At 42.3% G+C, this 24681-nt stretch carries 19 protein-coding genes and 1 pseudogene; 10 read left to right on the plus strand and 10 right to left on the minus strand.

The features are described 5' to 3' along the window. Window positions 1-40: 40 nt before the first annotated feature. Both yqfD and yqfC read right to left on the minus strand, forming a co-directional pair. Entirely contained in the window at window positions 41-1285 is a 1245-nt protein-coding gene (yqfD, locus tag WIG73_RS07475; protein WP_337399953.1) for a sporulation protein YqfD, read from the minus strand. Window positions 1286-1294: 9 nt separating this feature from the next. After that, the gene (gene yqfC, locus WIG73_RS07480; RefSeq protein ID WP_177679069.1) at window positions 1295-1579 is read right to left on the minus strand and encodes a sporulation protein YqfC; all 285 of its coding nucleotides are present in this window, start codon (window positions 1577-1579) and stop codon (window positions 1295-1297) included. 64 nt (window positions 1580-1643) lie between these two features. Between yqfC and WIG73_RS07485 the strand changes: the two genes are divergently transcribed. The 8 genes from WIG73_RS07485 to rpsR all read left to right on the plus strand — a co-directional run bounded on the left by WIG73_RS07485 (window position 1644) and on the right by rpsR (window position 12095). Then, on the plus strand, window positions 1644-2696 hold the full coding sequence (locus WIG73_RS07485; RefSeq protein WP_337399954.1) for a nucleoside recognition domain-containing protein: 1053 nt from the start codon (window positions 1644-1646) through the stop codon (window positions 2694-2696). Between the two features lie 81 nt (window positions 2697-2777). Continuing rightward, entirely contained in the window at window positions 2778-3728 is a 951-nt protein-coding gene (locus WIG73_RS07490; protein WP_177679065.1) for a TIGR01212 family radical SAM protein, read from the plus strand. A gap of 78 nt (window positions 3729-3806) precedes the next feature. Next, the gene (locus WIG73_RS07495; protein ID WP_337399955.1) at window positions 3807-4601 is read left to right on the plus strand and encodes an endonuclease/exonuclease/phosphatase family protein; all 795 of its coding nucleotides are present in this window, start codon (window positions 3807-3809) and stop codon (window positions 4599-4601) included. Window positions 4602-4618: 17 nt separating this feature from the next. Continuing rightward, window positions 4619-7261, plus strand: a complete 2643-nt coding sequence (alaS, locus tag WIG73_RS07500) for an alanine--tRNA ligase (RefSeq protein WP_337399956.1) — start codon at window positions 4619-4621, stop codon at window positions 7259-7261. A 146-nt stretch (window positions 7262-7407) separates the two neighbouring features. Then, entirely contained in the window at window positions 7408-10872 is a 3465-nt protein-coding gene (locus WIG73_RS07505; protein WP_337399957.1) for a hypothetical protein, read from the plus strand. 152 nt (window positions 10873-11024) lie between these two features. Further along, window positions 11025-11336 (plus strand): 30S ribosomal protein S6, encoded by a 312-nt coding sequence (rpsF, locus tag WIG73_RS07510; protein WP_249311726.1) that lies wholly within the window; start codon window positions 11025-11027, stop codon window positions 11334-11336. 29 nt (window positions 11337-11365) lie between these two features. Then, on the plus strand, window positions 11366-11815 hold the full coding sequence (ssb, locus tag WIG73_RS07515) for a single-stranded DNA-binding protein (protein WP_337399958.1): 450 nt from the start codon (window positions 11366-11368) through the stop codon (window positions 11813-11815). A gap of 40 nt (window positions 11816-11855) precedes the next feature. Continuing rightward, window positions 11856-12095 carry a 30S ribosomal protein S18 gene (rpsR, locus tag WIG73_RS07520; protein ID WP_249311724.1) on the plus strand — a complete coding sequence of 80 codons (240 nt, stop codon included), beginning with the start codon at window positions 11856-11858 and terminating at the stop codon, window positions 12093-12095. Between the two features lie 58 nt (window positions 12096-12153). Here rpsR and WIG73_RS07525 read toward each other — a convergent pair whose 3' ends face one another. The 3 genes from WIG73_RS07525 to WIG73_RS07535 form a co-directional block, all read right to left on the minus strand. Further along, entirely contained in the window at window positions 12154-12393 is a 240-nt protein-coding gene (locus tag WIG73_RS07525) for an AbrB/MazE/SpoVT family DNA-binding domain-containing protein (RefSeq protein ID WP_337399959.1), read from the minus strand. Between the two features lie 122 nt (window positions 12394-12515). Continuing rightward, a complete protein-coding gene (locus WIG73_RS07530; protein ID WP_337400001.1) occupies window positions 12516-14195 on the minus strand; it encodes an ABC transporter ATP-binding protein in 1680 nt (559 codons plus the stop codon). Window positions 14196-14280: 85 nt separating this feature from the next. Then, complete coding sequence (locus WIG73_RS07535) at window positions 14281-15456, minus strand: cation diffusion facilitator family transporter (RefSeq protein ID WP_337399960.1); 1176 nt, start codon at window positions 15454-15456, stop codon at window positions 14281-14283. Window positions 15457-15602: 146 nt separating this feature from the next. On the opposite strand from WIG73_RS07535, the gene WIG73_RS07540 reads away from it, so the two are divergent. Then, window positions 15603-16865, plus strand: coding sequence for an L-rhamnose isomerase (locus WIG73_RS07540; protein WP_337399961.1), 1263 nt, complete (start codon window positions 15603-15605; stop codon window positions 16863-16865). 89 nt (window positions 16866-16954) lie between these two features. Here WIG73_RS07540 and WIG73_RS07545 read toward each other — a convergent pair whose 3' ends face one another. The 3 genes and pseudogenes from WIG73_RS07545 to WIG73_RS07555 all read right to left on the minus strand — a co-directional run. Continuing rightward, window positions 16955-19510 carry a response regulator gene (locus WIG73_RS07545; protein WP_337399962.1) on the minus strand — a complete coding sequence of 852 codons (2556 nt, stop codon included), beginning with the start codon at window positions 19508-19510 and terminating at the stop codon, window positions 16955-16957. Between the two features lie 5 nt (window positions 19511-19515). Beyond that, complete coding sequence (locus tag WIG73_RS07550) at window positions 19516-19878, minus strand: Hpt domain-containing protein (RefSeq protein ID WP_177680364.1); 363 nt, start codon at window positions 19876-19878, stop codon at window positions 19516-19518. Between the two features lie 107 nt (window positions 19879-19985). Continuing rightward, window positions 19986-21099 (minus strand): annotated as a pseudogene (locus WIG73_RS07555) (HD domain-containing phosphohydrolase); the annotation flags it as partial. Between the two features lie 159 nt (window positions 21100-21258). Here WIG73_RS07555 and WIG73_RS07560 point away from each other — a divergent pair. Beyond that, window positions 21259-22722, plus strand: coding sequence for a GntR family transcriptional regulator (locus WIG73_RS07560; RefSeq protein ID WP_337399964.1), 1464 nt, complete (start codon window positions 21259-21261; stop codon window positions 22720-22722). Window positions 22723-23058: 336 nt separating this feature from the next. Here WIG73_RS07560 and WIG73_RS07565 read toward each other — a convergent pair whose 3' ends face one another. Both WIG73_RS07565 and WIG73_RS07570 read right to left on the minus strand, forming a co-directional pair. After that, complete coding sequence (locus WIG73_RS07565; RefSeq protein ID WP_249311719.1) at window positions 23059-23766, minus strand: histidine phosphatase family protein; 708 nt, start codon at window positions 23764-23766, stop codon at window positions 23059-23061. Between the two features lie 11 nt (window positions 23767-23777). Further along, window positions 23778-24584, minus strand: coding sequence for a sugar phosphate isomerase/epimerase (locus WIG73_RS07570; RefSeq protein WP_337399966.1), 807 nt, complete (start codon window positions 24582-24584; stop codon window positions 23778-23780). Window positions 24585-24681 lie beyond the last annotated feature (97 nt).

Raw genomic sequence — 24681 nt, forward strand, 5'->3', positions numbered from 1 at the left:
AAAGATTTATAATTTATTATATCAAACAAATTGGGTTATTTCAAGCCTGGGGTGGCAAAGCTTCTCCGTTTTCGCCCTCTTCCGGTGCAGGCGCTTCAATTTCGCCTTTCACTTTTACGGCAATGTCCTCTTTATATTCAGCTTTCACCGTCACCTCTACGGTGGTATCGTCAATGGCCCGGTACGAGTCGGAAACGGAAAGCAGCTCTGAGTCCGGCAGGGTTTCGTCATCAATCTGGTTTTTTAGAATTTGCGCGCCCTGGGCCGCGATGCTTTCTTCCGTGTGCAGTTCTTCGGAAAGTGTTACCTCTTTAAATTCCTGCGATATCAGCGTGACACCCAAATAGTTTCCAAAAACAGAGAGCTCGTGTTTGTTTTCTGTTATGTCACTGTTTTCATAGGGCGGGTTGCCGGAATGGAACAGGTGAATTTCCCTGCCGAAAATTTTCAGCGTATACTGCTTTTTTTTGTTACCCGTTTGGGTGCGGATGGTAGAAATACGCGAAAACTGCTGTGTTTTTTCATACCATACCCGGGCATAAATCTGTGCGTCAGACTGCACGTATCGAATTTCAGACTTTAAAGAGCTTGGAATTTTGCCCGTTACCAGCACCGTGTCCTTTAAAACTGTGTCGCCGATGGAAACCACCGGGATGCCGCCCCGCACGATTAATGAGTCAATTACCGCGTCTTTTGCAGCGATGATGTTGCAGTAGTCGTCGGGGTTAAAAATTTCCGGCACGGGAACCCGCTCTCTGACGTCTACAATGATTTTAGAGCCGTGCTTGTCAACCCACAGCCAGGAGAGGGCAGGAATTTTTAACATGGTTTTATTTTTTAAGGTGCGCTGGTCTATTTTCGATTTTAAAACACCGCATTTTAAACCTTCTTCTTCTAAAACCGCTAAAATGTCGGCGGCTTTCACCGTTTCGTTTCCGCGCACTTCAATGTCCCACACAAACTGGTTGGCCATAACCACGAACAGGATAAATATAAATATGCCGGCCAGCATAATTTTCCGGCGGCGGTATTGCTGAAGGATAAAGGGAAAACCGTGCCGGGCATTGATTTTTACATTCACACCTGTGTTATATGCAATTTTCGGAAGCTTTTTAAATGCACGCACAGAAATTTTGCACCGTATGGTTCTGCCCGAAATTCGTGTGATGTCCCACAGGAGAATGTTTTGAGCGGTGCAGACATTTAAAAAACGTTCTGTAAAGTTTCCGGTAACTGTGATAACCAGATACCCCCTGAAATAAGAAAATAAAGCCGGGATAAACATGGCGACCTCCTATGCAAACTCAATCGCGGTGATAATGCCTTTGACGCTGATTTCGTCATCGGTTATAATGGTAATGTTTAAATTTTTGCCGTTAATATTGATAAACTTATCCTTGCAGGCAAGTTTAATTGCTGTTTCTTCATATTCTAAAACGGTTTTATAATTTTCAATTCGAATTTCCGTGTTGTCGCAAACCGTGATTCGTGGAATGTCAAAGACTACGTCTTCCGGAATATCAAAACGGCCTACGATTTTTTTAGAAATTGACTCGCTCTTTTTTTTTCGCCTTTTCATATCGCGTTCACCTCATGTAATACTTATGCGGCAGGCCTCATAATAATTACATGAGGTGAGCAGGATGAAAGCAAAACATATTGTCATTTATATACTGTCTGCGGCAGGTTTGGCGCTTGTGGTCTGCGGCGCAGGCACGTCTATGGAGGCGGCAAAAAGCGCACTGGTTCTTTGCGCTCAAACGGTTATTCCCTCGCTGTTTCCCTTTTTTGTTATATCCTCTTTCATGGTGAACACGGGGTTTGTCAGCTGTGCAGGAAAAATAGCGGCACCTATCTCCAGACGTCTTTTTAAGGTCAGCGGCAGCGGAGCGGTGGTATTTGTAATGGGAATTTTATGCGGTTATCCCACAGGGGCAAAAATGGTTTCAGAACTGTACGAAAACAAGGAAATCAGCCGAAATGAGGCAATGCGCCTGCTTCCGTTTTGCAACAATTCCGGCCCGCTGTTCGTTATCGGCGCAGTGGGAGCAGGGATGTTGGGAAGCACCCGCTTAGGGGTTACCCTCTATGCGGTGCATGTGGTTTCAGCTGTTTTAACCGGAATTTTCTTTTCCTTTTTTTCTAAACAAAGCGACGGGCATCAGACCAGCACGGTTATGGCAATTCATCTTGGCCGTGCGTTTTCCGACGCCGTTTGCCGCGCTGTGCAGACCATGTTAAATGTATGCGGCTTTATCGTGTTTTTTTCCGTCCTGCGGGAATTTTTAACCCCCTTCATTTTTAAACTGCTTGGCTCCGGTGCGCTGGGCCTCACCGTTTCCGGAATGGCAGAGGTGACCCTGGGCGCACAGGACATTTGCGTAAGCGGCCAGGCGCTTCCTTTCACAATGATTTTGCTGTCCGGCATTATTGGATTCGGCGGCGTTTGCGTACTGCTCCAGGTTTGCGGCGTGGTATCCCAGGCTGGGCTGGGCATTAAAACCTATGCTATAGGCAAGATTTTTCAAATGCTTGTTTCCATGGTAATTACAGCATGTGTGGTGAGCTCGTGGAAAACTCAGGCGGCCTTTGCAAGTATCTCTTCGCTTCCGCACCGCTATTTGGAGGTTGCGCCCTACATGTTAGTCGCTTTTTTCTTCGCCTGCGCGTATGCTGCCGCACGAAAGAAAAATTGACAGAACAGGCGCTTTTGTGATATATTTATTACGAATTTGAAAGAAACCGATAGTTGTTTTTTGCAGGAGGGAAGCGCATTAATGATACAGACAGAGCCGAATAAAAGCCCTTTTCCATTTTCTGTGGACAACAAACGCTACCACACCTTAAGCTACCATTTTCAAAAGACCTTTGGCTGCCGTGTGGAAAAAGCGGTGGTTGACGCAGGCTTTACCTGCCCGAATATTGACGGAACCTGCGGAACAGGTGGATGCAGCTTTTGCTTAAACGGCTCGGGCGGCTTTGCACAATCGGGTGTGTTTTCTGTTACCCAGCAGCTTCAAATGGAAGCGGACCGAATTTATAAAAAACGGAATGGTGCAAAGCTGATTGCCTATTTTCAGTCCCATTCCAACACCTATGGGGACTTAGATATGCTCAAGAAAATTTATAACGAGGCGCTGTCATTTCCCAATGTTGTTGGCCTTAGCATCGGCACCCGGCCGGACTGCATTGACGAAGAAAACGCCGGGCTTATAGCGGATTTTTCTAAAAAGGCATATGTTACGGTAGAGCTGGGACTGCAAACCATTCATGACGAAACGGCAAAACGGTTTAACCGCGGCTATGGGTTCTGTGAATTTCTGCGGGCCTTTCGTTTGCTGAAAGAAAAAAATATTCGCGTGTGCGTGCATATTATTAACGGGCTATATGGAGAAACGCAGGAAGATATGGTAAAGACTGCGTTTGTTTTGGGAAAACTACGGCCTGATGCGGTGAAAATTCATTTGCTTCACATATTAAAGGGCACAAAGGCCCAGCAGCAGTTTGAAGCGGGAGAGCTAACTCCGATGAAAAAAGACCGGTATATCGACACGGTTTGCCGTCAACTTGCATATCTTCCGCCGGAATGTGTAATTGAGCGGCTTACGGGCGACGGCATTAAGGACAAGCTCATCGCGCCGCGCTGGAGCTTAGACAAAATTTCAGTTCTGGCGGGGATAGACAGGGAGCTTTGCTTAAGGGGCGCGGTTCAGGGGGAATTTTTCTAAGAATTAACCTTGACGCAAAGGCATTTTTATAGTATGATAATACTATTGTGGATATACAAAATATGGGAGATGTTTTTTATGATAAAACCCCTAAAAATTGTTACCTTTAACCTGCGGTGCGCCTGGTCGGAGGACGGCGCGAACAGCTTTGTTCACCGGGCTGGTCTGATTTGGGAAAAAATGCGCGCGGAAGCGCCTGACGTCGTGGCCCTTCAGGAGGTTATGCCGAAATCACTGGCAATTTTAAAGCTTCTGATGCCGGATTACGAATTTTTCGGTCAGGGAAGGAACGCAGATTTTGGCGGAGAGGGCCTTTATACGGCAGTGAAACAATCTGCCGTTTCTGCGGTTGGCTTTGAAACCTTTTGGATTGCTCCAAAGCCTTACGAAGCGGAGTCGCGGTTTGAAGACCAAAGCATCTGCCCGCGGATTTGCGTTGCCGCGCTGTTGCGCCATAACGCAACCGGACAGCTTTTCCGCGTTTATAACATCCATTTGGACCATCAGGGAAGCGGCGCGCGAAAGCAGGGCATCCGGTGCGTTTTAGAACGCATTGCACAGGACAGACAAAAGGGCAGTGCGCCTGTTGTGCTATTGGGCGATTTTAATGACACGCCGGAAAGTGAAACAATCCGGCTTTGTGCATCAGGCAAAAGTGTAAAGCTTTCAGATGTTACAAGCAAAATAACATGCACGTTTCACAATTTTGGACGGGACAACAGTGGTTTTGAGAAAATTGACTATATTTTTCTTTCCGAAGAACTGCTGGGCAATGTTACAGGCGCGTCGGCATGGGAAGACAAGGTAAATGGGATTTACCTTTCCGACCACTATCCGGTTTGCGCTGAACTAAAATTAACTACGAATGAATAAACGAAAGGTTGAGATAAATGGAAAAATTAGGTCTTAATGAAATTAGAGAGAAATATTTATCCTTTTTTGAATCGAAAGGGCATTTGCGCCTGCCCAGTTTTTCGCTGGTTCCGGAAAACGACCCGAGTCTATTGCTCATTAACGCCGGAATGGCGCCCTTGAAGCCCTATTTTACGGGCCGGCAGGTGCCGCCGAAAAAGCGTGTTACAACTTGTCAGAAGTGTATCCGCACGCCGGACATTGAGCGTGTGGGCAAAACGGCGCGTCACGGCACGTTTTTTGAAATGCTGGGGAACTTTTCTTTTGGCGACTATTTTAAAAACGACGCAACAAAATGGGCCTGGGAGTTTGTAACCAAGGTGTTAAACATGCCTGTGGACAAGCTTTGGGTAACCATTTATGAAGACGATGATGAAGCTTTTGACATTTGGACGAAAAATGTCGGCGTATCTCCCGACAGAATTGTGAGAATGGGCAAGGAGGACAACTTCTGGGAAATCGGTACAGGCCCCTGCGGCCCCTGCTCTGAAATCTATTTCGACCGCGGCCCCGAACACGGCTGCGGCTCGCCCGACTGTAAGGTGGGCTGTGAGTGCGACCGATATGTTGAGTTTTGGAATTTGGTATTCACGCAGTTTGAAAAGCAAGAGGACGGCACATATAAAAAATTGGATCACCCGAATATCGACACCGGCATGGGATTAGAGCGGATTGCCTGCATCATGCAGGGTGTGCTTTCTCTGTTCGACGTAGACACCATTAAAAGCATTCGTGACAAGGTGTGCGAAATGGCTGGTGTGGAATATGGAAAAGACCCGCAGACAGATGTTTCTGTCCGCGTGGTGACAGACCACATTCGCAGCACAGTATTTTTAATTTCCGATGGCGTGAATGTGTCCAACGAGGGCAGGGGATATGTTCTGCGCAGACTGCTGCGCCGCGCTGCCCGCCACGGAAAGCTTTTGGGCATTAACGGCACGTTTTTATATAAGCTGGCAGACACGGTAATTGACGCATCTGAAAAAGCATATCCGGTTTTGGAAGAAAACCGTGAAATGATAAAAAGCAAAATTAAGAACGAGGAAGAACGGTTTGCGCAGACCATTGACGCGGGATTTTCCATATTAAACAGCTTTTTAGACGATAAGCTGTTAGACAACATGGAGAAAAATACCATTTTCTCCGGCAATGATGCTTTTAAACTCTATGATACTTATGGATTTCCCATTGATTTAACCCGGGAAATTTTGGCCGAGCGCGGCATTGAAATCGACGAGGAAGGCTTTAACCGTGAAATGGAAGCGCAGCGCCAGCGCGCCCGCGCAAATGCAAAAATGACCGAGGTGGGCTGGGAAGACACCATTGCAGATGCGTTATCGAATGTTGCGCCTACGGACTTTGTGGGATATGACAGTTTAGAATCAGAAGCTAAAATTATTGCTATTGTAACAGATGCCGGAAGTGCCAAAGCTTTGGCAGAGGGAAATTCGGGCATTCTGGTTTTGGATAAAACACCGTTTTACGCCGAAAGCGGCGGACAGGTGGGCGACGTGGGAAAAGTGTGCGGCGAGTTTACGGAAGCTGTTGTGACAGACACGAAAAAGACCCCCGACGGAAAATTTTATCATATTGTTGAAGTGAAAGAGGGCACCTTTGGCGTTGGCGAAACTGTTACGGCAAAGGTTGACATTCGTACGAGAAGACGCACCCAGGCAAACCACAGCGCAACACACTTGCTGGACAGTGCGCTGAAAAATAAATTTGGCCGGGCCGTTTCCCAGGCTGGGTCGTTGGTGAACAAAGACCGTCTGCGGTTTGACTTTACTTTAGACAGGCCGGTATCCAACGAGGAACTGGCTGAAATTGAAGCGGACGTAAATCGCCAGATTGCAATGGCCGTGCCGGTGGTTTGGGAAACTATGCCGATTGACGAGGCAAAAAATAAAGGTGCCGTGGCAGTTTTCGGCGACAAATATGGAGATGTTGTGCGCGTGGTTACCATGGGGGACTATTCCATGGAACTGTGTGGCGGCTGTCATGTGGGAAATACATCCGAAATTGGATTGTTTAAGATTCTTTCCGAAACAGGCGTTGCAGCAGGCGTAAGAAGAATTGAGGCCGTAACGGGCTTTGGTGTTTTAACCGAGGTATATGCAATGCAGGAAGTTTTAAACACCACGGCAGAGGCCTTAAAGTGCGCCCCTAAGGATTTGGCGAAAAAAGCGGCAATCGTTATGGATGAATTGAAAAAGGCCGAAGCGAAGATTGAAGGCTTAAACGCAAAGCTTGCAAAAAGCTCTGAGGGTGACATCTTAAACAGCGCAAGAGAAATTAACGGCATTACGGTGGTGTGCGGCAGGATTGACGGCGCGACGGTTGATGCGCTTCGAAAAATCGGCGACGATTTTAAAGCCCAAACCCCTTGCGGTGTAATTGTTTTGGCATCTTCCGACGGCGGCAAGGCAACCTTCATTGCCATGGCAACAAAAGAAGCAATCGCAAAAGGCGCCCACAGCGGTAACATTGTCCGCGAGGCAGCAAAAATTGCAGGCGGCGGCGGCGGCGGCAGACCCGATTCTGCCCAGGCAGGCGGAAAAGATGTGTCTAAAATTGACAACGCTCTCGCGGCTGTTTACAAAATGATGGAGGAATTGAATTAGTAAAAACGACCAATTATATTGTTAAAAAAATAAATATATATAGTTAAAATATACATTGCAAATTCGACAATTAAATGATAAAATCGACATAATAGGAGAATGTTATAAAAAACACAACACTAATTTAAAAATTAGGGGGAATTTTCATGAGAAAAAAATTTGTTTTTTTTAGTTTCCTGTTTATGGCGATGTTTATCTTCGGCGCTGTTCAAGCTTTTGCAGAAAAAGAGGCATCTTATGATGCAAGCACTATGACAGTGGCCTATTCGGATACGAATATGGCCGTTCGAAAGAATGGTACGGTTTATTTTGCGCTTTATCAAAATAACCGCATGATAAGCCTAACCACGAAAGATGTGGGAAGAGAAGACACTTCTGTTTCCTTGTCGGCTGAGGTAAAAATGACACCAGATTCCGGTAAAGTTTTTCTATTTGACAGCGAACTAAAACCTATGGCTGAAACAGTTGTGCTAAAGATGGAAAACGGAAACCTAGTTATACAAGACTCCGTAACAGTTACAAAAGATTTTGAAGACTATAACGAAACAACTGGCATATTCGAATATTATGCCGATATCAACGATGCAAAGACTTCAAAAATCTGTGTAAACACCGAAAATTTATCAGTATTTTACAATGGTTCGTTGATTTCAACAAATGATATTAAAGACGCATTTGGCAGTCTTAAAACAATGTTAGTCGAACGCGCGGATTCCATTACCTTTAAAGAACAAAAAAATGGGAAGTTCAATAAAGTTTATGTGACGGATTATGCGTATAGACAAGTAGAGGGAGTAAGCCTAAATGACCTATATGTAAAATTTACAATCGGGGGCTTTTCTCTGAATCCGGATGATCGCGGCGACCGCTTTTTTGCCTATAATTTATTTGATGCCGAAGGCAATACCATTTCTTTAGCGGATGTAAAAGAAGGCGATATCTTTAATATCGCTGCACCGATGCACAATGGTCTAATAGGCGATTTTGACACTGTTCCATATATGGATATTTATGTTACTCGGGAAACTGTTACGGGCATTGTTGACGAAGAAATAGAGGCTGGTTACAGATACAGCATTAATGGAGAAGTATATATAATTGATCCTAACGCGAATATTAAAGTTGGAGATGAAGGAATATTTTACCTTACAATTGACAAAAAAATATATGATTCCGATGCTGCTTCTATTCTTAAGAGAAACTATTCTTTCATTAGCGCTTATGGCTGTGAAACAGATTTTGGTGTTAACAAACACCAGCTCAGGCTGTTTACTGCCGACGGCACATTTCTAGACTTTACTGTTGCCGCTACCTTAAGGGTTTATGAAGGAAATACTTATGCAATTTACAAACGGTCCGATAATGGGCAAGATGCTTTTTTTGCAAAAATTGCTAGCCTGGTTGAAGATGCAGCAACAGAAGAGGAAGCGACAGAAAATCTTGGAAAGAGACTGATTACTTATAAGATAAATTCTGAAAATGAGATTACTGAACTGAGGTTTGCGGCATCTGGCGCTGATTTTTCTGTCCTATCGCACAAAAGTGCAAAATATAATGATGATTTGCAAATATTCGGCAGTTTTGACTTAAGCAAAAATTCAAAATTGTTTGTTGCCCCTGTAACACGAACGAATACCGGCTTGTTCAACGTTAATCAAGATGACCTTCGAACCGGTTCATTCTCTTCCTTAGATGCGAATAAGGTTGGTGGCTACAAAGCGTATTTATTTAACTTTGACAGAGAGGATTATCTTGGCGCCGCACTTGTATGTGAAACCGTTGACGCGCTTGTGAACATACCTGAGCCTGAACCTGATCCTACAATAAGCAAAAACTGTTCTTTTATTGCCAATTATGGCAGTGAATCAAGCTTCGGAGAAATTGTTCACCAACTTAAATTGTTTACTGAAAGTGGTGAATTTAAAGTATATTCAGTAGCTGCTTCCGTCAGGGTTTATAACGGTAACTCTAGTGCAATTTATAAACGAAATGACAAATCGCAAAATGAATTTTTTGAAACCGTTGCCGATTTAGTAGCAGATGAAACCACTTTTGATGCTGCTAAATCGAAATTAGGCCAAAGAATAATCACATTTAAAACCGATTCCAGCAATAAAATAACTGAAATCAGATTTGCATCAGAAGACGCTATTTTCTCAGTGCTTGGCAATGAAAATGCAAAATATAATGAAGCTGCGCAATCATTTGGCGGCTACGATTTAGGCCAAAGTTCAAAATTGTTTGTTGCCCCGGTAAAAGAAGTTGTTGCTGGTAAGTTTAATGTTGAAGAGGATGATCTTCGTACCGGTCCGTTTACATCTTTAGATAAAAATAAGGCTGAAGGTTACAAGGCATATTTATTTAACTTTGACGAAGAGATTTATCTTGGCGCTGCGCTTGTTTGTGAAACTGTTGATGCGCTAGCAGATATTCCTGGTCCCGGACCTGACACTGAGGTAAGCAAAGATTGCTCTTTCATAGAAGCGTATGGTTGCGATACAAGTTTTGGTGTTAATATACATCAGCTCAGACTGTTTACGGGTGATAATGCGTTGGAAGCTTACGCAATAGCTCCAACGGTAAAGGTTTATGAAGGGGATACATACACAAGTTACAACCGAAATGACAAAACGCAGGATGCATTTTTTGCGACGGTTGCTGACTTAGTAGCTGACGAAACCACTCTTGAGGCTGCTAAAGCAAAGCTTGGCAGAAGAATGATTACTTTTAAGGTCAACTCTGTCAATGAAATCATAGAGCTTAAATTTCCTGCGGCGGACGCATCATTTTCTGTAATATCGAATGACAGTGCAAAATACGATCAAGATTTGCAGACATTTGGGGGCTATGTGTTTAAGGATACCTCTAGATTGTTTGTTACGCCTGTGACAAAATTTGACGATGCTTGTTACAATGTCGACGTAGAAAACCTTGAAATCATGCCATTTTCATATTTGGATGAAAATGCAGCCTACTCAGCATTTCTATTTGGTAATGAGGATGATGGCTATCTGAAAGCAGCTCTTGTTGGCGAAGACGTGGAAAGGTCTTTGAAAAATGCACATTTAGCAATTGTTAAGTCACGTTCAACTGGTCTTGATGTCAATGGTTCAGCTGTTGATAAATATACCTTTATTCAGAGCGGTAAAACGGTTACTTTGGCAGTGGACTATGATAAAGCAAACAAAGTTGAAAGAATGGATACGGGCGATGTGTTTCGTTATGTTACAAACATCGACGGTGAAATTATTCAGACAGACTTGATCTATGTTGCAAAAACAAGAGAATTTGATGCTGGTTACTATACATATGCAAATTATGACGCAAATGACAGTGCAATCGTATATGGCAAAGTTACAGAGGTTAGAACAAATAAAATGACAATTGACGCGGAGGATGAATTGACATACATATTGAATATGACACCAGGCAACACCTATGCAATGCTGGATGAAGTGAAATTGTCCGGTTCGAATCAATCTTCCGCTGTTCGTATGCTGACTGGAACAGCAGACCTTAGGGATTCTTATGGCTTAAGTGAATACTATGCAGTTGCAATTCTTGGTGAAACCGGCAGGTTTGAAGATGTTGTTGAGATTTTACACCAATAAACGAAACTTCTCTGCAGAAAACATAATTATTGCAAAAACCACTTGACAAACTATGTATTATTATATATAATAATGTAGTTAACATTGCGTTTAGCAGTGTATCCTTGCTCTAAGTGTTAGCTTAGGGCCAAAGTCCAAAAGGAGGTGTAAAAATGTCAGAAGTAATCAATCAGTACGAAACGATCTTTGTAGTTGACGCGGCTTTGGAAGAAGAAGCAATCGCAGGTATTGTTGATAAGTTCAAAACATTAATCGGTGAAGCAGGAGAGATTGAGTCTGTTGACGAATGGGGAAAAAGAAGACTCGCATATCCTATCGATTACAAAACAGAAGGGTATTATGTTCTGATTAATTTCAGCGCAAAACCTGATTTTCCGCTTGAACTTGAACGTATTTACAACATTACAGACGGTCTTTTAAGAAGCATTACCGTTAGAAAGATTGAGAAAAAAGCCAGAAGCTAATTAAAATTGGCATGGAGGGTTGACGACTTATGAATAAGGTTATTTTGGTAGGCAGACTTACAAAAGATCCGGAGCTTCGCGCAACAACATCCGGAATTCCTGTTTGCAGCTTCACGGTTGCTTGCGACAGAAGGTTTGTAAAACAGGGAGAGGAGCGCAAAGCCGATTTTATTAACTGCATCGCTTGGCGCCAGGCCGGAGAATCCATTTCAAAATATTTTGCAAAGGGACACAGAATTGCACTGGAAGGTTCTATCCAGACAAGAAGCTGGACAGACAATGAGGGAAAGACCCGCTACTCAACTGAAGTTGTGGTAGACCAGTGGGAATTTGCACAGAGCAAAAGTGAAAATGGAGCCAGCGCGTCTTACCAGCCGTCATCGTCGCTATATCCGCCCCAGCAGGAGAGCAGTCAAACACCGGCTGCGGGGGATATTGATGGATTTATGCCGATTGAAGAAGAGGACTTGCCCTTCTAATTTTTAGCTGAAACAGTCAACTGTAAAGGAGGTAATTTAAATGGCAGACAGGCCAATGATGAGAAATCGCAAAGCGAAGAAAAAGGTTTGCTCATTTTGTCAGGACAAGGTTGATTATATCGATTACAAAGATGTTGCAAAGTTAAGAAGATATATTTCTGAGCGCGCTAAAATCCTTCCCAGAAGAATTACAGGAACCTGCGCAAAGCATCAGAGACAGCTTACAGAGGCAATTAAGAGAGCAAGGCATATCGCGCTTTTGCCTTTCACTGCAGAATAATTCAAACATAAAAAAACACTGTGATATGAGTCACAGTGTTTTTATTTTTATGTCATTTTTACCGTCCAAGCTCTTCCAAACACTTCGGGCATATATTTTTGCCCTTAAAACTAATAACATCTTTCGAATTGCCGCAGAATATACAGGAAGGTTCATATTTTTTCAAAATGATTGTTCCTTCATCAACATAAATTTCCAAAGCGTCTTTCACTGCAATGTCCAATGTTCTCCGTAACTCAATCGGGAGTACGATTCTTCCAAGCTCGTCCACTTTTCTTACAATTCTTGTCGATTTCATTGTCTAATCACCTCGTTATTTAGAATAATTTATAGCTTCTACGCTTATTATAGCACTAGCCATAAATATAGTCAACAAATAGAATTTGAAGTTTCTGTGAACTTTTTACAAAAAAATACAAATTAAGAACGATACATACTATACATGTGGCTATAAAGCCCACCTGCTTCTAAAAGCTCTTTGTGAGTGCCTTTCTCTTCAATTCCATTTTCCGTCAGCACCAAAATTGTAGAAGCATTTTTAATTGTGGTGAGCCTGTGTGCAATGACGAAAGTCGTCCTTCCCTTAGCTAAGCGTTCTAACGATTCCTGAACAATGCGTTCGCTTTCGTTATCTAAGGCGGAGGTCGCCTCGTCTAAAATCAAAATCGGCGGGTTCTTTAAAAACACCCGGGCAATGCCGACGCGCTGCTTCTGTCCGCCGGAGAGCTTTACTCCCCTCTCGCCGACATATGTATCGTAGCCGTCTTCTAAATCCATGATAAAATCGTGAGCGCCGGCAAGTTTTGCAGCTTCCATAATTTCTGCTTTGGTTGCGCCGGGCCGGCCATATTCAATGTTCTCATACACCGTACCGGAGAACAGGTAAATATCCTGCTGAACGACACCAATGTTGGAACGTAGACTCTTTAATTTCAGCGATTTTATGTCTTTACCGTCAATGGAAATTGTCCCGTCTGTCACATCATAAAACCGCGGAATGAGACTGCAAAGAGTGGTTTTCCCACCGCCTGAGGGACCTACCAGCGCAACTGTGTCGCCGGGCTTCACGTGAAGGGACAGATTATTTAGAACGTTTTCATTTTCAGACGAATAGCTAAACGTTACGTTGTCAAACTGAATATCGCCGGAAACGTCATTTAAATCTACTGCATTTGGAGCGTCAGTGATTTCAACGGGGGAGTCCATAATTTCAAAAAAGCGTTCAATTCCCGTCATGCCGCGCTGGAACTGTTCCATAAAATCTACAATTCTGCGAATGGAGGAAAGAAGCGTAGAGGCATATAAAAGATATGCAGTGAAGTCCCCGGCGGTGATTTTACCATACTTGATAAAGAATGCGCCCGCCACCACAATAACGATATACATCAGTCCGTCGAACAGCCTTGTGGAGGACTGGAAGCCCGCCATGTATTTATAAGAAACCTTTTTTATGTCCAGCAGCTTGGAGTTTCCGCCCTCAAACTTTTCTTTTTCACATTCTTCGTTTGCAAAGGAATGTACCACGCGAATTCCCAAAAGCGCGTCCTCAACTTGTGCGTTAAGCTCGCCGATTTGTGTCCGCTGGCGCTTAAACTGCGTCCGCATTTTTACATTAAAATATCGTGTGCTAATAATGATAAGCGGAATGATGGAAAAAATTATCAGCGTCAGCCATATGTTAAAGGAACCTAAAATGATGAACGATACCACAATTTTGATGGTGGAAATAAACAGCTCCTCCGGGCAGTGGTGGGCAAACTCTGTTACGTCAAACAAATCGTTTGTGATTCGCGACATAATTTGGCCGACCTTTGTGTTGTCGTAAAAGGAAGACGACAAATTCTGAAGGTGAGCAAACATATCGCGGCGCATGTCCGTTTCCATTCTTGCCCCCATAACGTGGCCAACCGAAGCCATATAATAATTTGCCGCGGTGTCGATAATGCGCAGCACCAGGTAAATTGCACCCACAGAAAGAATTGCTCTGGTGGTGAGGGCGGCAATATCGTTGGTCGCCTTGTCTGTGATAAAACGGGCAATCAGCGGCAGAATCAGCTCGCAGAATGTTGTGAAAAGGGCGCAAAACAGGTCGAAGACCATTACTTTCGTATATTTTTTATAGTAAGGCAAAAATCGTTTAAAAAGGCCTTGTTTTTTTGTCTTCTGTTTCAATGTTATAACCTCCTTAGTATTGCTGTTTGTAGTCCACCCGAATTACAGGGTAGTATATTGGGTTTTCCTGTTTTAAATTTTCACTGATTTGGCGGATGGTGTTTTTTTTCTCTTCATCTGTCAGTGAAAAGGGAACTTCCAAATCAAAAATTAAATTGATTCTGTTTTTACCGTCAGTCATGCGGAAATCGTGCATACCAAGCTCAGGGTTTATCTGGGCAATAATGGACTTCACAGTTTCTTTAACGGCGTCGATTTTCTCACATCCCACCAAAATAGGATCTGTGTGAATTACGGTTTCTACCCCGGTTTCGTTTAAAATTTGAACCTCTAACGCGTCGATAATCTCATGTAGCATAATTGCAGACTTTTCACAGGAGACCTCTGCGTGGACAGAAGCAAGAATCCGTCCCGGACCGTAGTCGTGTATAATTAAATCGTGGATACCCAAAATCTCCCTGTTGGAAAACAAAATTTTTGTAATGGCTTTTGCAAGGGCCGGATCGGGTGAGGAGCCCAATAATGTACTTATGGTATTCCACGCCACGCGAACGCCGGTAATACAAATTAAAACCGCCACAATCAGGCCCGCAATTCCGTCCACCACCGGCGGAAGAAATTTACACAGGATAACGGACAAAATCACCGCGCTAGTTGCAACCACATCACTTAAGCTGTCGCTTGAAGTGGCTTTTAAAACTTCAGAGTCAATTTTGTTGCCCAAATACCGCATGGAGAAAAACATCCACAGCTTAATTAACACCGATATAATTAAAATGAGAATCATCACAAGATTATATGCCGGCGCTACAGGGTGAAGAATTTTTTCAAAAGAAGATTTTATCAGCTCAAGGCCAACCGAAATGATAATAAACGAAACAATCAGCGAACTGATATATTCAATTCTCCCATGACCAAAAGGATGTTCCTTGTCGGGCCGCTGGCTGCTGAGTTTTGCACCGATTAAGGTTACGGCAGACGAGCCGATGTCTGACAAGTTGTTAAAAGCATCTGAAATGATGGCGATGGAGTTAATGGCGGTTCCGATAATGGTTTTTATGACAAACAGAATGACATTGCAAATAATGCCCAAAATTCCGCCGAAAACGCCATAAGCTGTGCGGACAGATGGATTTTTCACATCATCGCTGTTTTTTATAAAGATTTTGGTCAGCAGTTTTATCAACATAAATACCCCCGGTTTTGCTAAAAATTACATAAATACTATTATATCTTATTTTCCTTTCATTTGCAAGAAGTAAAAATCAAATATTGATTTTTGCATTTCTACATGATATGATAAACAAAATGAAAATATTTGGGAGGCAGACGTAATTGGAAAAAATCATTTTAGAAAACTATAAAATTGCAAAAAAGATGTATGAAACCATTGGCGTTGACACGGACGAGGTGTTGGAACGGGTTAAAAAAATTCCTGTGTCTATGCACTGCTGGCAGGGTGACGATGTGATGGGGTTTGAAGGCGCGGGCGAGCTTACCGGCGGAATTCAGACCACGGGGAACTATCCCGGAAAGGCCAGAAACGGAGAAGAGCTCCGCTGCGACATGGAAAAAGCGCTGTCGCTGATCCCCGGAACCCACAAAGTAAACATTCATGCAAGCTATGCCGAGTTTGACGGAAACAAAGCAGACCGCGACCAGCTTACTCCCGCCCATTTTGAAAAATGGGTTGCGTGGGCGAAAAAAAACGGCATTGGTTTGGATTTTAACGAAACCTATTTTTCCCATCCCAAAAGCGAAAGCGGTTTAACCCTCTCAAGCGGAGATGAAGAAATTCGCAGGTTCTGGGTAGAGCATGGAAAACGATGCAGGAAAATCGGCGAATATTTTGGCCGGGAGCTAGGACAGACCTGCGTAACCAACCTTTGGATTCCTGATGGTTATAAAGACATTACAGTGGATAAGCTAGGCCCAAGAATGCGGTTGAAAAAATCGTTAGACGAAGTTTTTGCAGAAAAGATTGACTCAGCATATAACATAGATTCGGTGGAGAGCAAAGTGTTCGGCATTGGCTCAGAAAGCTACGTGGTGGGAAGCCACGAGTTTTATATGGGCTATGCCGCGCAGCATGACGATGTAATGCTCACGTTAGATGCGGGGCATTTCCATCCTACTGAAGTGATTTCGGGCAAAATTTCTTCCATATTTACATTTAAAAACAAATTGCTGCTTCATGTTTCCAGACCGGTTCGTTGGGATTCCGACCATGTAGTTATTTTTGATGATGAGCTTTGTGCCATTATGCAGGAATTAAACCGAAACGACCTGTTTGGCAAAACCTACATTGCATTGGACTTTTTTGATGCAAGCATTAACCGTATTGCGGCTTGGGTGATTGGCATGCGCAACACCATTAAGGCTATGATTTTTGCAATGCTTGAGCCCGTGGAAACGCTGAAAAAAGCAGAAGCAGAAGGAGATTTCACATCCCGGCTTGCGCTTTTGGAGGAATATAAATCCTATCCGTTCTCGGCAGTTTGGGATTATTACTGTCAGGCAATGGGCGTTCCGGTTAAGGAAAGCTGGCTGAATGAAGTGAGAACTTATGAACGGGACGTTTTGGCAAAACGGATATAAAAAATAGGCTTAAACTCAAAAGGCCAATGTCAGTAGAGAAAATCAGTAGAAAAGCGCGTGCCTTCGGTCACGCGCTTTTAGGGCTGAATTTATATTAGATATCTTTTTAACAGGCGAGTTAATTCTAAAACATCGATTGGCTTAGCTATATGGGCATTCATACCACACTCCAAGCAATGTTGTATGTCGTCAGAAAAAGCATCTGCACTCGTAGCGATAATTGGAATAGATAAGGCATCAGAACGATTCAGTTCTCGAATTGCTTTTGTGGCCTCATATCCTGTCATATGCGGCATACGGATATCCATAAGAATGGCATCGTAATATCCTTCCGGTGATTTTTGGAACTTGTCCAGGCATATCTGGCCATCTTCTGCCCAATCCAGCTCTACGCCCAAGTCGGACAACAATTCTCTTGCTATCTCCCAGTTAAGCTCATTATCTTCAGCAAGCAGGATACGACAACCGGATAGATTAATATTTTGGTTCATTGTCTGGTCATGTTCTGTTTCCATGTCCATATACGGACACAAGGCATGATAAAGCGTGGATTTAAAAAGTGGCTTAGTAATAAAACCACGAATACCTGCTTCACGAGCCTCCGCCTCAAATTCACTCCAGTCGTATGCCGACATCAGCAGAATTGGTACTTCATCTCCTAGATTACGACGGATTTCTTTTGCAACCTGAATTCCATTCATACCTGGCAGTTTCCAATCCAATAGAATGATTTGATAATCATCTTTCTTTTTGTGGCGTCGTATTACCAGTTCTATTGCTTTTTCTCCGCTTAATGTCCATTCTGCTTTTATTCCGATGGCTTTTAGTACGTCCATAGTTGTCGTACATGATAGTTCGTCATCATCAACCACCAGCATATTCCAGGAGGGGAGAACCATATCCATTTCCACTGCAACCGATTTTTCAAAATCAAACGTGAGAAGAAATTCGGTACCTTTATCAGGCTCACTTTGTACATCAATGGTTCCTTCCATTGCGTCCACAATGTACTTTGTGATCGACATTCCTAAACCGGCCCCCTCAGTTTTATGTATTCTGGTTCCATCTGCACGGCTATAGGATTCATATATTTTTTTCAGAAAATCTGGTGACATACCAATTCCATTATCCTTGACATTGATATGAATTCGGACATAGTTTTCTCCTTTCGGAGATTTTTCTTCAGAAAGGGATAATTGTATCGAGCCGCCCTCCGGTGTATACTTCGTTGCATTTGATAAAAGATTTAACAAAACCTGATTTAAGCGCACACCATCGCACCACACATTTTCTGTTAGAATATTTTCAACATGTATGTCAAAGGTTTGCTTTTTAGTTTTAACCTGCGGCTGCATAATGTTAACAATTCCTTCAACAACTTCCTTTAATGAGATTTGTTCTTTTGCTAAAGTTAATTTGCCGCTTTCAATTTTAGACATATCCAAAACATCATTGATTAATCCCAATAGGTGTTTACTCGATATTGCGATTTTTCTAAGGCAATTCTGCACCTGTTGCCGGTCGTCTATGTGGGCTGTGGCAATCGCGGTCATGCCTACGATTGCATTCATGGGTGTACGGATGTCATGGCTCATATTAGCTAAAAATTCACTTTTCGCTTTGCTTGCCTCAAGAGCCATCTGCCGAGCCTCCTCTAATTCATGCACCTGAGAACGGGTTATAGAAAAATATCGAAGAAAAATCAATGTTAGAATAATCAAAACAGAAACACATGACAATAATGTCATAAACATACGCTGGTTGCTCAGATTATTTATAGCATCGTCCAATATACTATAAGGCATTACCGATACTAAATACCACTCAGAATAGGGTAACGATATACCATAAATTTGCCGTTCTTCGCCATTTACTTCAAATGTTGTTGCATATTCTTCATGATTTTTTAGTGCAGCACCAAATTCTTCAATAGGATTTTCTACAGTTAACTCATTTGCTGTAAACCCAAGCTGCTTTTGTAGTTGTTCAAAGAAATACAACAACTCAGAGTTGGGGTTCTGTATTACAAAGCTGCCGTCTGGCCTGATTATATGATAATACATTAGTTGCCCCTCATCTTTTAGAGAAAGGAAATCAGTAATATAATCCAGAGGAACGGCTGCGATCAGACCAGTGCTCCTATCGCCATTGCGCATCGGATAAGCAGCGTCAATGCCAAACAATACCACTTCATTTCCAGCAGAGTCAACACCTACAGCGACTCGTTGTTCCCCCTGTAATAATGCTTCTACAAAAGGTTCTGGGTTAAGTGGCTGTATGGATTGTCCGTAAAGCGTCTGAAATTTACCATTGGCAGAACAAAGCGCTAAATAGTCAAATCCCCTGACCTGTGCCCTGTAAATAAGTTCCTCATATAGATTTTCTATATCGTTGTTATCTGTTGAGACAACAGAAACAACGCCGCTAACTTGATCAAAACGCAATTTAATCACAGTTTCAAAGTGCCTGGACATCTGTTCATTCATTCCAGACATATAAATATTTCCAATCTCATAAACGGTCTTTTTACTTTTTCTGCTCATATAGATTCCGAGCAGACTGAAAACAGCAATACTAAAGATCAGAAGTCCGATGAAGCTAGATATAAGAAATCGTGTTGCAACATTCTTTTTATTGATAACCATAGATGTTATTCCTCCTTGGATTTCTTGAAATCTTTAATAACATCAATTATTTCACGGTAGTCCTTTGATAGCTGCGGCATCATATCGACAGCCCTATTCCAATCGTTTTCCTTTAACGCTTTTGTTACTAGGCTACTACTGTCAAACAATCTGGTAAAAGAAAGGTTCTGACAAATTCCTTTGAGTGTATGAACGGCTCTAAGAGCTTCAGCATAGTCTTTATTACCCATAGACGATTCAAATAAGTTAAAGCTTTTATCGTCGAGAAATTTATATACAAATTTCTCAACGGTTTGTTCACGCCGCAGTCTATCCAATACCTCATCAAAATCGCCGCCAAATTTTATATAACAATCTTTTAGATTCATAATCATAATTCCTTCCTTTTAAACATTGTCTGTGCGGCCCTCTTTCTATTTTGGAAAACATATAGTCACGTTATTTTTTGTGTTTTTTGAAGTGTATTTTATCTTTAAAACAACCTATCATAGTCTATTTTATTTCTTAATATCCTGTATATTTTTTGTGTCTTGTTCAGAAGAGGTATTCATAAGCTCACTTTCAAGTGTATCCGCAATTTCTTGCAGACACAATAAAAGAGTAGGATTAAATGCACCACATTGTCCTTTTAAAATCATTTTCAAAGCGTTTTCATGCGAATAAGCTTTCTTATAGCAACGCTCACTGGTCAATGCATCGTATACATCGGCCAGCGCAACCACCTGGGCAGCTATGGGTATTTCTTCCCCCTTTAAGCCGTCCGGATAACCATCGCCGTCATACCTTTCGTGGTGCCATCGACAAATTTCAGAAGCTACTTTGACAAGCGGGGATTCCTGCTGCTCAATGGGCAGGTCCTGTAGCATATTGGCGCCGACCATTGAGTGAGTTTTTATTACTTCGAACTCCTCTGGCGTAAGGCGTCCAGGTTTATTCAGTATTGCATCTGAAATTGAGATTTTCCCAATATCATGTAGCGCAGAAGCAGTACTGATTAAAGAAATATCTGCCTCGGACAAAGGATATTGATTTGTGCGCTGAACCAACTGCTTTAGCAAATATTTTGTAATCGTATTCACACGCAATACATGCAATCCGCTCTCGCCGTTACGGAATTCCACAATGTGAGACAGGATTGAGATCATCAGCTCATTATTTTTTTCCTGCTTGTGTACCTGTTCTACGATAATTTTCTCAAGATGCTGCTGGCGCGCATATAAAAACATCGTATTAGAAATTCGGCGCTGGACAATGGCCGAATCAAAAGGACGGCTGATATAGTCAAAAGCTCCCAAATCGTAGGCCAGCTTTATATTTGCAGGGGAATCATCAGCAGAAATCATAATAACAGCGAAGTTATCATTCCAGTGGTATTTGTTTATGTAAGCTAACACTTCAAATCCATCCATTTCAGGCATCATAATATCCAAAAGCAGAAGGGAAAAATCTGTTCTTTGCCTTGAAAGAAGAGAAATTGCTTCCACACCATTATCAGCCTCTACCACGTCATATTGTTCTCCCAGAATATCTGCCAAAAGCGCGCGATTCATTTCTGAATCGTCCACAATTAAGATTTTTTGTTTTTCCATTGTTCCTTAAACTCTTTCACTATAATTTTACATTTTAATTATAACCCTTTTCCTTACATGTTGGCAACATCCATATTGGTAAGGTGTGCAAATAGGTGAATATTTTTGATGACAAATTTGGTTCGTCATGATATAATTCAGACAGATAGGAGGCAAGTTATGAAACCACAAGAAACAAAATTTACCTTTGTATATAACGAAATTAAACAGAATATTTTGGAGGGCCAAATATCTCTGGGAAAGGCTTTGCCATCTTCAAGGATGTACTGCGAGCGATTTCATGTAAGCAGATATACGATTAACCGCGTATTAGACGCCTTGCGGGAAGAAGGGCTGATTGATATTCAACCTCGTCTTGCGCCGATTGTTGTTTCAACAAAAAATACTTATCATTCATCAAATGCTGTTTTCGAGATTTTAAAACAAAAGGAAGGTATTTTACAGGTATATCAGACTTTTGCTTTAATATTGCCTTCACTTATGGCTTTTGCCTTGCAAGGGTGTGATGTGGAGATAATGCCTCACTATAAACAGGCTATGAAAGAATTGCGTTTGGGATATGCCGCCGGTGGATGGCGTTCTCTTTCGAAACTAGCATATGATATATTAAGAATAGGTGGCAATTCCCTATTCAGCGAACTCTATTCTACGTTTGGCCTTTATAATAAGCTTGCATTCTTTACAGAAGATTGTCCCTATTTCTCTAAGCACTTTTTGCAGGGGTCTGTATCTGTAACCAGAGTAATTATAGATATTTTAAAAGGCAATGATTCACTCGCAAAGTACAACCAGTTATTGAATATATATCAAAAACTTACGGATTCCATTGAAAATACGTTAAATTACCTGTCAGAGACAACACCAAAATGTCTTACACAAACTGGTTTGAAGTTTTCATGGAACCCTATGCGTGGTCAGGATTATTATTATTCAAAAATTGTTGATGACATAAATCTAAAAATCGGCCTTGGAGAATATCCTGTTGGAATGTATCTTCCATTTGAAAAACAATTGGCTATCCAGTATGATGTCTCTTTATCGACAGTCAGAAAGGCTTTGTCAGAACTCGAACAGAGAGGTTTCGTAAAGACGTTAAATGGTAAAGGCACGATAGTGATAGAACCGGATGATACGAAACTTTATCAGTTGACTTTTAATTCCGGACATGTAGAAAAGGCATTGCGTTACCTTCATGCCTTACAGCTAATGATATTAATTATTCGTCCAGCAGCTTTGGTTGCAGCTCCGCAGTTTACTAGAGCAGAATTGGACGAATTAGCAGACGGGTTTACTTCCTCTGACTCTATTTATTTAGCGGATATTTTTGAATTGATAATGAAACATATTACGTTAAAACCTTTATATGTTATATTATCTGAAACCAATCATCTTCTCGAATGGGGACACCATTTTGCTTATTATTCGTCCAGGAAACATACTCTTTCACATCTCAACAAGCAAGTCATTCTAGCGCTTCAGCTGTTAAGTGAAGGTAATGCAGAATCCTTTGCAGATGGCATAGCAGATTGTTACCGTTATAATTTGGTTTGTATGAAGAAGCGTATGGCAGAAAAATATAGGTTTCATAACGCAGCTAATATTCAAGTTCCAGAAAAATACTAGTTAGCAAGCAATGGAAAGGTTATCCCTTTCTGTTTGTTGGAGAGTTCCCCAGAAGAGTGCTATAGCATATTTGACCGAAAACCACAAAAATGTGGTGGCTACGTCACGCTTTAATATCAAAAGAAAAGCTGGAAGTAATGCAAAGCAAATTGCAATACCTCCAGTTTTTTCTTGCGAAAGCCACTTGAAATCTTCATAAGCGGCTTTTTCGGTTTACAATAATAAGTCAAGGTGGCTGCCCAGAAATTGGTGCAGCCACCTTGATGTGATGATGAAAAAACAGTTGTCTATCGCCGTAAAGGTCACGGTTGACCAAAGGGGTTTAAGCCTGTTTTTTTATTTTTCAAATTCTGGATAAAGGCCTGCCTGGGAGATGTCTTCTCCGGCAGCATACAGATGCGAGGTATCCCCAATTTGCACACAGCGAAAGTGTGCATTTCCGCTTCTGTCCGTTTCGGTAACGATGGTGGAAACCGAGGAGGTTGGCAGAAAAAAGTTGTGCCATAGAAGAAACGGGGACGTGCCTGTCAGGTAGGATATAATGGTCAGCCCCATGCCGCAGTGACAAAACAGTGCAATGGTTCTGTCGCTTTCTGCATCACAGCGATACAGCATGCCGTTTCGGCTCCAGCCATATTCTCTAAGCAGTTCACTTAAGCCCAGCGTTGTCTGGTCATATACCTCTTTTACGTTTCCTGAGGCAATTAAAGAAGGATTCATCCAGCGGTTGCGGTCGTAAAAGTCTGCTTCGTCGGCCCAAAGGGTAGGCGCAAGGTCCCATGGAATACGGTTTTTATTTGTATAGGGCGAAGAAATTACGCCGGCAAACTCTGCAAGCCACGGAAGAATTTCTATTTTCCCATTGAGCTTTGCCATGGTTGGTTTTGCTGTGTCCTTTGCCCTGCCCAGCGGCGAGCAGTAAAAATCGTCAATGTTCAGTTTAACAAGCCGCTGCGACAAAAGCTCTGCCTCCCGCCAGCCTTTTTCCGTTAAAGAATCAATGGCATAGTCTGGGTCGCCGTGGCGGATAATTAATAATTTCAATTTTCATTCACTCATCTCGTTAAATAGTTAAAACAATGCTTGATGTATTGGAGCTTATATCCCCGAACTTCAAGAGGACAGCTCCGCTCCCCGGGAATTTCAAAGTTAAACAGCTTGTCATATCCAATTTCCTTTAAAGCCGACACCACTGTTTCAATGTCAACGGTTCCTCGGCCAAAGGGCATCATGTGCTGGTCACGTTCGCCCTCGTTGTCGGCAATGTGCAAAGCTTTTAAATGTTTTCTCGCTGTTTTTATAAACGCTTCCTGATCGCCGAATTGCGATATGTTCAAATGACCGGTATCTAAACAAATTCCTAAGCTTTCGCTGCCGAGCTTATTGATGTACCAAAGAAGTTCATCGGCATTTTCGCAAAACTCCCGCAAATTTTCTAAACAAATAACCAAATCCTTACCCTTTAAATAATCGGTAAGCTGGCGGAGAACCGCGGCGTTCCTTTCTCGCTTTTCCTCTAATGAAAAGTTGCTGTCATACATGCCGTCGCAGTGCAAAACCGCGCTTTTAATACCAATTGCTTCAAACAAGTCGAGCCAGTTTTTCAGCGTTTCAACAACCGGCTTGCTTTCGTCACAAAGCCGGATTGTTAAAAACAAATGCCCCTGCAAAACCGACACATTGTGTGCGTCGCAAAACGCTTTAAATTTTGTTCCGGTTATCTTTGCATCCCCGCGGCCCAAAAGCACTGCCGCGTGCTCGTCTGAGAGCTCACAGTAAGAATATCCGTTCTTTTCAAACTCTAAAATGGCGTCCTCCGGCGATAAGTCCATGTAGTAGCTCGACCACATACTGAGTTTCATAATGAATCACCTCAAAATTTATTTTTATTGACAGTTAATATTATAGATGATATAATACAAAAAAGTCAATTCGATTTATTACTTAAAATTTATAAAA

The organism is Congzhengia sp. (assembly GCF_037235575.1).
GTDB lineage: Bacteria > Bacillota > Clostridia > UBA1381 > UBA9506 > Congzhengia > Congzhengia minquanensis.

Coding starts and splice junctions, on each gene's coding strand:
- WIG73_RS07535 (WP_337399960.1), bottom strand. CDS start 15,456: ATGTTGATAAAACTGCTGACCAAAATCTTTATAAAAAACAGCGATGAT.
- WIG73_RS07560 (WP_337399964.1), top strand. CDS start 21,259: ATGAAACCACAAGAAACAAAATTTACCTTTGTATATAACGAAATTAAA.
- rpsR (WP_249311724.1), top strand. CDS start 11,856: ATGGCAGACAGGCCAATGATGAGAAATCGCAAAGCGAAGAAAAAGGTT.
- yqfD (WP_337399953.1), bottom strand. CDS start 1,285: ATGTTTATCCCGGCTTTATTTTCTTATTTCAGGGGGTATCTGGTTATC.
- WIG73_RS07495 (WP_337399955.1), top strand. CDS start 3,807: ATGATAAAACCCCTAAAAATTGTTACCTTTAACCTGCGGTGCGCCTGG.
- WIG73_RS07525 (WP_337399959.1), bottom strand. CDS start 12,393: ATGAAATCGACAAGAATTGTAAGAAAAGTGGACGAGCTTGGAAGAATC.
- WIG73_RS07570 (WP_337399966.1), bottom strand. CDS start 24,584: ATGAAACTCAGTATGTGGTCGAGCTACTACATGGACTTATCGCCGGAG.
- rpsF (WP_249311726.1), top strand. CDS start 11,025: ATGTCAGAAGTAATCAATCAGTACGAAACGATCTTTGTAGTTGACGCG.
- ssb (WP_337399958.1), top strand. CDS start 11,366: ATGAATAAGGTTATTTTGGTAGGCAGACTTACAAAAGATCCGGAGCTT.
- WIG73_RS07530 (WP_337400001.1), bottom strand. CDS start 14,195: ATGGTCTTCGACCTGTTTTGCGCCCTTTTCACAACATTCTGCGAGCTG.
- WIG73_RS07505 (WP_337399957.1), top strand. CDS start 7,408: ATGAGAAAAAAATTTGTTTTTTTTAGTTTCCTGTTTATGGCGATGTTT.
- WIG73_RS07545 (WP_337399962.1), bottom strand. CDS start 19,510: ATGGTTATCAATAAAAAGAATGTTGCAACACGATTTCTTATATCTAGC.
- WIG73_RS07485 (WP_337399954.1), top strand. CDS start 1,644: ATGAAAGCAAAACATATTGTCATTTATATACTGTCTGCGGCAGGTTTG.
- WIG73_RS07490 (WP_177679065.1), top strand. CDS start 2,778: ATGATACAGACAGAGCCGAATAAAAGCCCTTTTCCATTTTCTGTGGAC.
- WIG73_RS07550 (WP_177680364.1), bottom strand. CDS start 19,878: ATGAATCTAAAAGATTGTTATATAAAATTTGGCGGCGATTTTGATGAG.
- alaS (WP_337399956.1), top strand. CDS start 4,619: ATGGAAAAATTAGGTCTTAATGAAATTAGAGAGAAATATTTATCCTTT.
- yqfC (WP_177679069.1), bottom strand. CDS start 1,579: ATGAAAAGGCGAAAAAAAAAGAGCGAGTCAATTTCTAAAAAAATCGTA.